The following is a 12,501-nucleotide window of genomic DNA, read 5'->3' as shown; positions in this document are numbered from 1 at the left end:
GCATCGACGATCCCGGACCGACACCAGGGTCCCGTACAACACCACCTGATGGGGGAAGACGATGGTCAACCGGGAATCCACCGTGCCGTCGAGCGGCGTCGGCCGCGACGGGGTGGAACTCCAACTGTGCGATGTGTGGCGCAAGTTGCTCAACCGCAGTGACGTCGGCATTCACGACGACTTCTTCTCGCTGGGCGGTCACTCGCTGCTCGCCATCAAGCTCACCGTGGAGGTGCGCAGGCTCTTCCAGGTCGATCTCACCGCCGCCGACCTGCTGTCCGCGGCGACGGTCGCGGAGCTCGCCGAGATCGTCCGCCGCGGGACCGCCGACCGCCCGGGCCAGTTGGTGCGGATCCAGGTCGGCTCGGGCGGCAGCCCGGTCTACGCCCTGCCGCCGGTTTCCGGGACGGTGCTGCTGTACCCGCCCATCGCCCGGGCCATGGGCCTGGACCAGCCGTTCTGGGCCGTGCAGTCGGTCGGTCTGCTGCCGGGCGAGGAGCCGCTCACCTCGATCGAGGAGATCTCCGAGGCCTTCATCGAGCAGATGACCGCCGTCCACCCGGAGGGCGCCGAGTGGAACCTGATCGGCTACTCCATGGGCGGCCTCCTCGCCTACGAGACCGCCCGCCGGCTCAGGGAACGCGGTGAGCGCGTCGGACTGGTCGGGCTGCTCGACACCCGCATCACCGTCGAGCCCAGCGGCGACCCGGACTTCGCCCTGCGCGCGCTGCTGTGGCGCGGCCTCAAGCTGGAGCTGGACATCGACTGGCTGCGCGGCCTCGACCCGGAGACCCGGGCGGCGGAGCTGGTGCGGCGTGCCGTGGCCGCGGGCACGATGCCGGCCGACTTCGACGCCGACCGGCTGCGCCGCATGATCGACATGTACGGGTTCAACCTCGACGCCCTCGCCGCTTACCGGATCAAGCCCTACGACGGCACGGTCACCGTCTTCCGGGTGATGGACCGCTCCATGGAGGACGGCACGCTCCCCGAGGACCTGGGCTGGGGCGAGGTCGCCGCCCGCGCGGTGGTGTGCGACGTACCGGGCGACCACTTCACGATGGTCGAGCCCGGCCAGGTCGAGGTCCTGGGCCGTCGGCTGCGCGAGCAGCTGGACCTCGTGAACAGCGTGGCCTCGTGAGCACGGGCGACGCGACCGGCCCCACCGCGACCGGCCCCACCTACGGTTTCCGGCCGATCGGTGTCGTCCGCTCGCCCCGCACCGTCCCCCAGCACGACCACTGGGGACAGGTCACCTCGCTCATCGAGCTGGACCCCACCGTGCTGGAGCCCGAGGCCGTGACCGGTCTGGAGCAGTTCTCGCACCTCGAAGTGGTCTTCCACTTCCATCTCGTCCCCGCGTCCGACACCGTCACCGGCGCCGTCCACCCCCGGGGCCGTACCGACCTGCCGCGTCTGGGCATCCTCGCCCAGCGGCTCAAGGAGCGCCCCAACCGGCTGGGTGTCTCCCGCTGCGAACTGGTCCGCGTCGACGGACTCACGCTGCACGTGCGTGCCCTCGACGCGCTGGAGGGCACCCCGGTCCTCGACGTCAAGCCGTACCAGCGGCTCTTCCAGCCGGACCCGGAGACCGTACGCGAGCCGGGATGGCTCCACGAGGCGATGTCCGCCTACTACTTCTGACGCTTCCGACCCTCTCCCCGCCATCCGGCCACAAGCCGGCCCGGGGGCCGTCCACAGCCAAGGAGACCCACCATGTCCATCCTCACCACCGGCAACGGCGAAAGCCCGGCCTCCGCCCCGGTCGATCTGGAGCTCAACCTCGGCCGCCTCCTCGACCGCAACCCCCAGCTCCAGATCCCGCGCGACGAGTACAACATCAACGTCACGTCGAACGAGGGCGACCGGCTCAGCAGCGACGAACTCGCCGCCGAGTACGGCTCCTTCCCGGGCGCGGGCCACCCGGCGCACCTGTACTTCCACCTCCCGCTGTGCAACTACATCTGTCACTTCTGCAACTACGTGAAACGGCTGGTGCCGCGCGGCAAGGAGGACTCCGCGCTGCGCCTGTGGTCCGACCTGCTGATCGAGGAGTCCCGCCGCTACCTCGACCGCTTCGACTGGATACCGCGGGCCCGCATCGAGTCCTTCTACATAGGCGGCGGCACCGCGGCCCTGCTGCTCAACAGCCCCGACTTCATCGAGCCGCTGGTGCGGCACGTGCGGGAGAACTACGAGCTGTCGGAGAACATCGAGTTCAACATCGAGGGCAACCCGGAGAACTTCCAGCACCACCACCTGGAGACAGCGCGGGAGTTGGGCTTCAACCGGTTCAGCCTCGGTGTGCAGTCCCTGCAGGACGAGGTGAACGACTTCACCAAGCGCCGCCACTCCTCGGCCCAGTCCCTGGAGGCCGTGAAGAACCTGCTCGCGACCGGCTGCCCGTTCAACGTCGACATGATGTTCGGCCTGCCGTACCAGACCCCCGAGTCGGTGCGCCGCGACATGGAGATCCTCACCGACCTCGGTGTCCCGACGATCACCATCTACCGGCTGCGCAACGCCGACCGCGAGGAGATGGGCATCGGCAACCGGGCGGTCTGGAACAACCCGGCCGTGCGCCAACGTCTCATCAACGAGGGCCGCTTCCCCGACCTGGAGTCGACGTACGCGATGCGCCAGGAGGCCGTGGAGGTCCTGCTGGAGCGGGGGTACTACCCGAGCCCCTGCGGCTGGTGGAGCCGCCCCGACACGTACGAGGGCGGGAACATCCCGCAGACGTCGAAGAACAAGTGGGAGCACTACAACACGATGATCGCGTACGGTCCCGGTGCCTACGGCTGGCTGACCGGTGACCAGGAGGAGTTCCTCCAGACGCACAACATCACCGACATCAGCAAGTACGTCTCCTTCATGCAGAGCGACGAGGGCCTGCCGCTCAACTTCGGCCGGCGCCTGTCCGGTCACAAGGCCATCGGCACCGCGCTCGGCTTCAACTTCAAGGCCAACCAGCCGATCGTCCTCGACCGCTACAAGCAGCGCTTCGGCGCCGACCTGCTCACCATGGAGCCCTTCGCGTCCGCCTTCGCCGAGCTGCTGGAGCGCGGACTGGTCGAGAAGGTCGACGACGGAGCCGCGCTGAAGCCGACCCTGGACGGCGAGGCGCTGCACGAGGAGATCATCTTCCACTACTTCCACCAGCGCATCGGCCTGTCCGACGCGCCCGTGTGCCGGCGGTGACCGTGCGACAGACGACGACATCCACGACCACCACCGACTCCCCCACCGGCACAGCCGCGCGCCGGGTCGAGGACGCCTTCGCGGCCCTGCACGGGGCCGAGACGGCGCTGCTGGTGCCCGGCCCCGTGGCCGCCACGACGGCCGTCCTGCTCGCGCTGACCAACCCGGGAGGCCACATCGTCGCCTCCGACCAGACCTGCGACCCGCTGCGTGCCGTCCTGACCGAGGAGCTCACCGGTCTCGGCCGCACGGTCACCTTCGTCGACTGCGCCGACATGGACGCCGTGACGGCGGCAGTGGAGCCCGCGACGCAGGTCGTGTACACCCAGTCCCTGAGCGACCCGCTGATGCGGCTGTATCCGCTCAACGACATCGCCATCCACGCCCAGATGAACGACCTGCTCCTGGTCGTCGACAACACCCACCTGTCACCGGCCCAGTTGCGGCCGTTGGAGGCCGGTGCCGTGGTCGTCGTCGAGGACACCTCGCCCTACCTGGACGGCTGGGGCGAGGTCGGGGCCGCCCTGGTGACGGGTCTCGGCCGGTATCTGCCGCGGATCCAGGAACAGTGCGCGCGCTTCGGCGGCGAGGTCGACCGTTGGGCGGCCCACCTGCTGGAACGCTCCCTGTCCACCCTGCACCTGCGCCTCGCCGCCCAGCGCTCGGGCGCCGAACGCGTCGCCGAGGCGCTGCGCGCCCACCCCGCCGTACGGGCCGTGCACCGGCCGTCGTTCGAGGAGGCCCCCTGGGCCCTGGAGACCCACGAGGGCTTCGGCGGACTGCTGTCCTTCGAGGTCCGGCCCGAGATCCGCGACCTGTCCGCGGTGCTGGACGCCTGCCGCGGCGACGGAACACCGCTCGCCACCGCGGCCCGGCTGCCCGCCCACACCACCCACGCGCACCTGAGCGAGCGGGTGCGCCGGGAGGCGGGCGTGTCACGGCAGTTGGTGCGGCTCGCGGTGGGCGTGGAGGACTGCGACGCGCTGCTGCGCGGGCTGAGGCGCGCCCTGGACGCATGCCTCGCGGAGAACGGCCTCGCGGAGAACGACCGTAACGGAGGAGAGCGATGCTGAACGGCGTCGATCTGCGCGCCAGACAGGCCCTGGCCGAGCAGATCCGTGAGGACTCGTGGGAGGCGCAGCTCAACATCGGCGTGGCGGCGCAGCCCACGTCCCCCGACCGGTGCCGGGTACGCACCGAGCCGATGCGGCTGGGGTCCACCCGGGTCGCGCGGGCCTTCGGGATCGAGCAGCGCTGCGGTGCCTCCGGGCGGCCGACGAGCGGCGCCGACTGTCTCGACCCGGTCGGCTCGCTGCTCGTGGCGCTCGGCGCGTCCGTCGCGGACAGCGTCGTCACGCTGCTGACCGGCGAGGGATGCGGCCCGGCCCTGGTCGAGGTCGAGCCGTGCGTGGAGTTCGCGGCGGACGGCGGCCCGGCCAGGCTGTCGTACGAGGTGCGCGTCGAGGGGGACGTCTCCGTCGAGCAGGCCCGGCGGGCGGTCGCGGCGGCGGGTGAGCGGGGCAGCGCCCATCGCACGCTCGCCGAGCCCAACGAGATCAGGGCCGTCGTGCAGACCGCGCGGGACGTCCACCTCACCGGAAGTCCCGAGCCGCCCGGCACGGAGCCGTTCTCGGCGGAACGGCGGCGCGCGGCCCGGGTGATGTGGGAGGTGGGCACCCATGTGCTCGCCGAGGTGGACGGGGTGCACGCCGAGTCCGACCAGCCCAAGCAGCTCTTCGGCGCCGATCTCGCGCCCAGCGCCCAGGAGTACGTGCTGGCCGCGCTGGCGGCGGAGGCCCTCGGGTACACGGCGGCGGCCGCGGCCGCGCCCACCCCGGACGGGCCGCCCGTCTCCGTGCACAGCTCCGGACGCATGGACCTGCGGGGGCCCTACTCCGCGCAGGACGCCCCGGCCGGACTGCGCAACATCCTCGTGCAGTTGCTACCCGCGGACCCCTCTGCGGGCGGCGGCGAGGGCGCGGCCGATCCCGTGGCGGCGATGCGCCGGTGGCTCGCCGAGGGCGACGCCCTGCGGCTGGTCAGGGACGCCCACAACATCGAGGTCACCCTGGTGCTCGACGGTGACCGTATGAACGACCTCAGCGACATCAAGGAGTAACACCATGCCCCGTGAATGGGACGCCAAGACGTACGACTCGCTTCCCCTGCCGCACCAGCAGTGGGGCAAGCGCACCCTCGGCCGGCTGAACCTCAAGGGCGGTGAGACCGTCCTCGACGCCGGCTGCGGCACGGGGCGTGACACGGCCGCGCTGCTCGACCTGGTGCCGGACGGCCGGGTCATCGGGATCGACGGGTCCAGCCGGATGCTCGACCAGCTCCGGGTGAAGCTGGCCGACCGTCTCGACCGGGTCGAGGTGGTGAACGCCGACCTCACCAAGCCGCTGCCGATCTCCGGCCAGGTCGACGCGATCACCAGTGTGGCCACGTTCCACTGGATCACCGACCACGCCGCCCTGTTCGACAACCTGGCCCAGTACCTGCGGCCGGGCGGCCAGTTCGTCGCGGAGTGCGGCGGCCAGGGCAACGTGGCGCTGATCAACGCGGCCGTGGAGGACGTGCTGGGCGCCACCGACGAGAAGAAGAAGGTCTGGTACTTCGCGGGCGTCGAGGAGACCACCGAGCGGCTGCGCAACGCCGGGTTCACCGACATCGAGGTCAACCTGCTGCCCGACCCGGCCCGCCTCGAGCCCGGTGAGCAGCTGTGGAGCTACCTCGCCACGGTGGTCCTCGGCTCCCACCTGGACCGCCTCCCCGAGGCCGACCACGAGGACTTCGTCCACTCGGTCGCCGCCCGCCTGCCCGAGCCGGTCGTCGACTACGTCCGGCTGAACATCACCGCCCGGCGCGCCTAGGGTCTTTCGTCTGGATCAACGCCGCAGACGCGGGGCCCGGCACGCACCAGACCCCGCTCACCGGCGTCGAACAGCCCCCGTCACTTCCCTGCGACCTGATCCAAACGAAAGGCCCTAGCAGCCATGGCCACGCTTCCCACGCTCCTGGTCCTCCACGACCAGGGTTCCGCCGGCCCCCTGCGCATCCTGTCGTCGGCCAGGGGGCTGTGCCGGGTCGTGTTTCTCTGCGAGCCCGAACACCCGTCGGTGGCGGCCGAGTTGCGTCAGGTCGCGGGGCACGCCGAGGTCGTGGACATCACCGGGCTCGGTGACGAGGAGGTGGGCCGGCTGGCGGCGGGGCTGTCCCCGGACGGTGTCGTCACCTTCAGCGAGCACCGGCTGCGGCTGACCGCCGCGGTGGCCGCCCACTGCGGACTGCGGTTCCACTCCCCCGAGGTGGTGGACACCCTGACCGACAAGTTCCGCCAGCGCCGGGCGCTTTCCGGCGTGCAGGACACCGGGTGCGTCCTGCTGCGGCACCCGGACGAGTGCGCCGACGCGCTCGCCGTCACCGGCACGCCCGCGGTGCTCAAGCCGCGCCACGGCGCGGGCAGCGTGGACACCTGCCTGGTCGGTTCCGTCGACGAATGCCGGGGCCGGCTGGTGGAGTTCACCGACGGGAGGGCACTCAGGGACTTCGTGCTGGAGGAGTACCTGCGGGGCGACCCCGGGCTCGCGGGCTCGGGGTGGGGCGACTACGTCTCCGTCGAGTCCCTCGTCGTCGACGGCGAACCCCACACCGTCGCCGTCACCGGAAAGCCGCCGCTCGTCCCGCCGTTCCGGGAGACCGGGCACATCCTGCCCGCGCCGGTCCCGGCCGGCCTCGCCATGGACGTCGTACGGCTCGAACAGGCGGCGCTGCGCGCGCTCGGCATCCGCCACGGCGTCACCCACACCGAGATCAAGCTCACCGCCGACGGGCCCCGGATCATCGAGGTCAACGGGCGGCTGGGCGGGTTCGTCGCCGAGATCGTGCAACGCCGTACGGGCTACGACATGGTGGCGGCGGCGCTCCGCATGGCGCTGGGGCTCCCCGTCACGGTGCCGGAGCCGTCGTTGCCGGGGCGGGGAGCGCAGGCGGTGGTCTTCCAGTACATGTTCATCCCTCCCGCGGAGTCGTTGGCACCGGGCCCGCTCTCGCTGCTCGAGACGCTGGAGGAGATCCCCGGGGTCGATCTGGTCGACGTCTCCGCGCCCGACGACCGAGCGGGCGACTGGCGCAGGGGCACCCTCGGTCAGCTCGGCGTGGTGTACGGGAGCGCCGCCGACCACGCCCAACTCCGGGAAATACTGCGGTTGTTGCAGCAACGCATGGAACTCTTCTGGTACGGCGCCGCTCACGCCCCTGCAGTACGCTCGGGCGCCGCGTGACAATTGATCTTTTGACGAAAGGCACGGCAGATGTCTGACAACAGCGCCTCGGCCGAGGTGGTCTCGATTCCGGTGGGCCGGGTGGTCGGCGGACGCGAGGAGGTCAAGGACGACGACTGGGGCAAGGTCGAGGCCGTGATCCGCCTGGACGCCGACCGGTTCGACGCGGACGCGCTGGCCGGCCTGGACTCCTTCTCCCACCTGGAGATCGTCTACCACTTCGACCGCGTCCCCGTGGCGAAGATCGAGACCGGTGCCCGCCACCCGCGCGGCAACACCGACTGGCCGCTGGTGGGCATCTTCGCCCAGCGCGGCAAGAACCGCCCCAACCGCATCGGCGTCTCCCGCTGCCGCCTCCTGCACACCGACGGGCTCGACCTCCACGTCCAGGGCCTCGACGCCGTCGACGGCACGCCCGTCCTCGACATCAAGCCGTACATGAGCGAGTTCGGCCCCCAGGGCGGCGACACCACCCAGCCCGGCTGGGCCACCGAGATCATGCGCCACTACTACTGACCTCACGAATACTGAGGAGAGCCGTGTCCCGTCGCCAGTGCACTCCGGAGCCGGTGAGCGAGAACCCCCACCGGGTCCTCCTGCTGTGTCCGGACGCTGTCGCACGGGAGGCGGCGACGGCCGCGGGATTCGACACCTGGTCGGTCGAGGGCCCCGCGGACACCGGGCGGTCCACCGCACGACGGGTGGCCGTGGACCTCACCGACGCGGGCGCCCTGCACTCCGCCCTGGTGAAAACCGCCCGTACGCACGAGATCCCGCACATCGTGTACCTGGGCGAGGCGGAGGTGCTGCACCTCGCCGCGGAGCGGGCCCTGCGGGAACTGGCGCCGCAGCGGGCCGAGCCGCTGCGCAGGCTGCGCGATCCCGCGCTCATGCGGCGGATCCTCAACCAGAGCCGGGTGTCCGAGGTCAGGGCCCGGCCGGCCACGACCGCCGAGGCCGTACGCGAGCTGGTCGAGGACTTCTCCCTGCCCGTGGCCGTCAAGGCCGGGCGGGCGTCCGGGACCACCGTCATCCGCAACCGGGGCGACCTCGACCGATGGCTGGCCGACGCTCCCGCCGGGCCACATCTGGTCGAGGAGTTCCTGACCGGACCCCGGGTCAGCGTGGACACGCTCACCTGCGACGGCATGCACCAGGTCACCGGCATGACCACACGGCGCAACGCCGACGCCGTGCTGCTGCACCCCGGGGCCCTGGCCGAGGCGGACCGCATCGAGATCCGCGCGGCGGTACGGGCCCTGCTGGATCTGGCGGGGCTCCAGTCCGGGCCCGCCCACACCGAGGTGGTCGTCACCGCGAACGGCCCCCGCATCGCCGCCTCCAAGGCACGGTTGGGGGCGCGGCCGATCCGGCGTCTGGTGCGGGCCGCGACCGGCCGGGCCCCGGAGGAGGACGTCCTGTCGGCGCTGGCCGGGTCGCCTCGGTGCCGTCCGGTGCCGGGGCGGTCGGCTGCCCTCGCCCGTCTGACCCTGCGCCGCGCCGGAGAGGACCTGGCGGCGGTCCTGAACGACATCGTCGGAATGCGCCACGTCGACGACATCCGTGTGGTGGACGCCGACGCGGCCGCACCCGAGCACGTCGAGGTCATCGTCCACGGCGGTTCCCACCAGGAGGTCGACGAGGGGCTCGCCGCCGTACGGCGCCGCTGGGAGGGCCGTTCCCCGCACGGCACGGGCGCGGGATCCGGGAGGCGGTAACGAGACGGGACCGGTACGGGAAGCGTCACGCCCAGCATGGCGTCACACCCCAGGCAACACCGGTCACCAAGGAGAGACATGCGCAGCATGCTGGCCACCCTCATCGGCGCCCTCTGTACGACGGCCCTGGTCCTCGGCGTGGGCGCGACGGCCGGCTCGTCCGTCGGCCACACGCACAGCGCCCACCACGTCGTCGCCGACAACCAGGGCCCGACCGTCGTCACACGTTGAGGCGGCCGTCGACCAGAGGGACGGGGCAGCCCATGGAGTCGAGCAGCGCCGTCGCCTGCGCGCGGTGCTCGACAGCCAGGTCGGGGTCCCCGAGCGCCTCCGCCGCATAGGCCATCCCGCTCAGTGCCCGCGCCTTCTCCGCGCGGTACTCGATCGCGGTGGCGAGCTCATGGGCGTGGGCGTGGAGTGACAGCGACCGCTCGTGCTCGTTCCTTCGCCGGCAGAACTCGCCGACGAGGTTCTCGACCTTCGCCTGCCGCGTCGGGCTGCCGCTGACCCGCGCGAGTTCCAACGCCTGGACGGCGAAGCCCGCCGCCTCCGACCGTCGGCCCAGACACTCGGCGACCTCGGCGGACAGGGCCAGCGCCAGCGCCACGTCGCCCGGCGGGCTGGAGGAGTCGCACATGGCACGGGCCTCCTCCAGACACTGGTGGGCGTCCTCGTACTGCCCGAGGCCGATGTGCGCGAAGGCCAGATCGGTCAGCGCCATCACGTGGTTGTCGCGGTAGTCGAAGCTCCGGTGCAGTTCCAGGGCCTGCCGCGCCGCCGTGGCGGCCTCCTCGCAGCGGCCCCACTGCGCGTACAGGGTGCTGAGGTTGGTGAGCGTCTCGGCCTCGGCGCGCGGGATGTTCAGCTCCCGCTCCAGGGTGATCGCGCGCTCCAGATGCAGCAGAGCCTCCGTGTGCCGCCCGAGGACGGTCAGCAGCAGCCCGATCGTGGACTCGCCGTGGGCCTCGGTGTGCTGGTCGCGCAGGCGGACGGCGACGTCACGCGCCTCCGTGGCCACCGCGAGGCCCTCGTCGAAGTGCCCGAGCTTCCAGCAGGCGACGCCCAGGTTGGACAGGCTGACGCCCAGCAGCTCCACGTCCTGGAGCCGCCGCGCGGCCTCGACGGCGATCCGGCCGACGTCCCTGAACTCCTTGAACTGACCACGGGCGTTGAGCCGGAAGACGATGTTGCGGGTGAGGCACACCGTGTGGCGGTCCAGGCCGCTGCGGTAGGCGAGCGAGATGGCGGCGACCAGATTGTTGTGCTCACGGTCGAACCAGTGGGCGGTGCGGGCCGCGTCCACGAACAACGGCTGCTCGCCCCGGTAGGCGGGGAGTCCCGTGGAACGGCGTTTTCGCCCGCGGAAGAGCAGCTCGCACGCCGCCTCGGTGGTGGTGACGTAGTAGTCCAGCAGGCGTCGCACGGCCTCGGCGTCGTCCTCGGCGGTGTCGGGTCCGCACTGGCTCTGCGCGAAGTTGCGCACCAGGTCGTGGAACCGGTACAGGCCGATCGCCGGCTGCTGCAGCAGGTGCACGTCCAGCAGCCGTTCCAGGATCTGCTCCGCGTCGTGCCGGTCGGTGCCGAGGAGGGCGGCCGCCGCGTACACGTCGATCTCGGCGCCCGGGTGCAGGCCCAGAATGCGGAAGGCGACGCGGTGTTCCTCGTCCATGATCTGGTACGACAGGCGCAGCGACGCGGCGACGCTGCGTTCCCCCGCGCTGAGCTCCTCGAGCCGGCGGGTCTCGTCCCGCAACCGGTCGACCAGGTACTCCACGGTCCAGCGCGGCCGGTTGCGCAGCCGCGCTGCCACGATGCGCAGCGCGAGGGGCAGACGGCCGCACAGGTGGACCAGTTCGGCCGTCGCCGCCGGCTCCGACGCCACGCGCGTAGAGCCGAGGACCTCCTCGATCAGCAGCATGCTGTCCTCGTGGGACATCGGGCCGATCGAGAACCACTCGGCCCCGTCGAGGTCGACGAGCCGCGCCCGGCTGGTGATCAGCACCAGACAGCCCTGCGAGGCGGGCAGCAGGGGCAGGACCTGACCGACGTCCATCGCGTTGTCGATCAGCAGCAGCAGCCGGCGGTGCGCCAGGGTGGAGCGCCACAGCGCGGTACGGCCCTGGATGTCGTCGGGGATGCGGTCGCCCGGTGTGCCGAGCGCCCTGAGCAGGACGTCGAGTGCGGTGGCCGGGGAGACCGGCGACTCCCCGGGGGTGAAGCCGCGCAGGTCGAGCTGGAGTTGGCCGTCGGGGAAGTCCGCGGCCACCTGGTGGGCCGCGCGGACGGCGAGCGAGGTCTTGCCGCTGCCTCCCATCCCGTCGATCGCCACGATCCTGCTGTGCCGCTGCCCCGGCCCCCCACCGCCTCTGATGCACTCGACCAGCGCGTCCAGCTCCCTCTTGCGGCCGGTGAAGTCGGAGAGGTCGTAGGGCAGGGTGCAGGGAGGTTCGGCCCGGTCGGCGGCCGGAGTCAGGGCCTGGGGGGCGGGCGGTGGCGTCGGCTCGGTGAGCGTCGGCAACCGGAGCCCCGGGGCGGCCAGTTCGGGGGCCTCGCGCAGGATCGCGGCGTACAGCTCGCCCAGCCGGGGGCCGGGGTCGATACCGAGCTCCTCCAGGAGCAGCCTGCGAACCTTCTGGTACTCCTCCAGGGCCTCCGCCTGGCGGCCCGTGCGGTACAGCGCCAGCATGAGGTGACCGCGCAGGGTCTCGCGCAGGGGTTTCTGGGCGATGAGGTCGCGCAGGTCGCCGATGAGTTCACCGGCCTCACCGAGACCGAGGCGCAGCTCGAAGAGCTGCTCGGCGGCCGCGAGCCGGCGTTCGTCGAGCGCGGTGCCGGCGGCCTGGATCACGGCGGTGCCGGTGTCCGCCATGACGGGCCCGCGCCACAGCGCGAGCGCCCGGTGCAGTGCCTGCACCGCCTCGCGGGGTTTGCTGTCGGACACGGCCCGGCCCGCGTCGCGGAGGTGGTCGGCGAACTCCGTCAGGTCCAGTTCACGGGCGGCCACCACCGCCCGGTAGCCCGGTCCGTCGGTCAGGATCACTCCGCCGCCGCCCGGGATCCGCCGCCGCAGATCGGCGACGGCCTTGCGGATCTGGTGCGTCGCGGTGGCCGGGGGATCGTCGTCCCACGCCGCCTGCACCAGGCGCGCCACCGGCACCACCCTGCCCGGTTCGAGCAGCAGGGTCGTCAGAACTCGTTCCTGGATCGCTCCGCCCAGGCGCAGTCGCGTCGACCCGGACCAGCCTTCGAGCGGTCCGAGGATGTTGAACCGTAGTGCTCCGTCTCCCTGTTCGGACATG

General features: G+C 71.8%; 11 protein-coding genes. 10 read left to right on the top strand and 1 reads right to left on the bottom strand.

Translation table 11 applies throughout. The features are described 5' to 3' along the window. Positions 1-61 precede the first annotated feature (61 nt). From AC067M_RS24530 to AC067M_RS24485, 10 genes are all read left to right on the top strand, one after another. The gene (locus AC067M_RS24530; protein ID WP_478699166.1) at positions 62-1,141 is read left to right on the top strand and encodes a thioesterase domain-containing protein; all 1,080 of its coding nucleotides are present in this window, start codon (positions 62-64) and stop codon (positions 1,139-1,141) included. Then, positions 1,138-1,644 (top strand): SAM-dependent methyltransferase, encoded by a 507-nt coding sequence (locus AC067M_RS24525; protein WP_478699165.1) that lies wholly within the window; start codon positions 1,138-1,140, stop codon positions 1,642-1,644. Before AC067M_RS24530 ends, AC067M_RS24525 begins: the two co-directional genes overlap by 4 nt. 72 nt (positions 1,645-1,716) lie before the next feature. Next, positions 1,717-3,201, top strand: coding sequence for a radical SAM protein (locus tag AC067M_RS24520; protein WP_478699164.1), 1,485 nt, complete (start codon positions 1,717-1,719; stop codon positions 3,199-3,201). Beyond that, positions 3,198-4,274, top strand: a complete 1,077-nt coding sequence (locus AC067M_RS24515; protein ID WP_478699163.1) for a PLP-dependent transferase — start codon at positions 3,198-3,200, stop codon at positions 4,272-4,274. Before AC067M_RS24520 ends, AC067M_RS24515 begins: the two co-directional genes overlap by 4 nt. Continuing rightward, complete coding sequence (locus tag AC067M_RS24510; RefSeq protein ID WP_478699162.1) at positions 4,268-5,320, top strand: OsmC family protein; 1,053 nt, start codon at positions 4,268-4,270, stop codon at positions 5,318-5,320. Before AC067M_RS24515 ends, AC067M_RS24510 begins: the two co-directional genes overlap by 7 nt. Positions 5,321-5,324: 4 nt before the next feature. After that, the gene (locus AC067M_RS24505) at positions 5,325-6,074 is read left to right on the top strand and encodes a class I SAM-dependent methyltransferase (RefSeq protein ID WP_478699161.1); all 750 of its coding nucleotides are present in this window, start codon (positions 5,325-5,327) and stop codon (positions 6,072-6,074) included. 123 nt (positions 6,075-6,197) lie between these two features. Then, entirely contained in the window at positions 6,198-7,484 is a 1,287-nt protein-coding gene (locus AC067M_RS24500) for an ATP-grasp domain-containing protein (RefSeq protein WP_478699160.1), read from the top strand. Between the two features lie 30 nt (positions 7,485-7,514). Continuing rightward, a complete protein-coding gene (locus tag AC067M_RS24495; RefSeq protein ID WP_478699159.1) occupies positions 7,515-8,000 on the top strand; it encodes an SAM-dependent methyltransferase in 486 nt (161 codons plus the stop codon). 23 nt (positions 8,001-8,023) lie between these two features. Beyond that, positions 8,024-9,202, top strand: coding sequence for an ATP-grasp domain-containing protein (locus AC067M_RS24490; RefSeq protein WP_478699158.1), 1,179 nt, complete (start codon positions 8,024-8,026; stop codon positions 9,200-9,202). A 78-nt stretch (positions 9,203-9,280) separates the two neighbouring features. Then, positions 9,281-9,433: a hypothetical protein gene (locus AC067M_RS24485; RefSeq protein WP_478699157.1), complete on the top strand. Its 153-nt coding sequence runs from the start codon at positions 9,281-9,283 to the stop codon at positions 9,431-9,433. On the opposite strand, the gene AC067M_RS24480 is transcribed toward AC067M_RS24485, so the two are convergent. Then, positions 9,423-12,500, bottom strand: a complete 3,078-nt coding sequence (locus AC067M_RS24480) for an AfsR/SARP family transcriptional regulator (protein WP_478699156.1) — start codon at positions 12,498-12,500, stop codon at positions 9,423-9,425. The genes AC067M_RS24485 and AC067M_RS24480 overlap by 11 nt on opposite strands. Position 12,501 lies beyond the last annotated feature (1 nt).

Source organism: Streptomyces sp. NPDC043427 (assembly GCF_056436655.1).
Note: the sequence above shows the minus strand (reverse complement) of the source record. Positions and strands in the feature narration are given on the sequence as shown.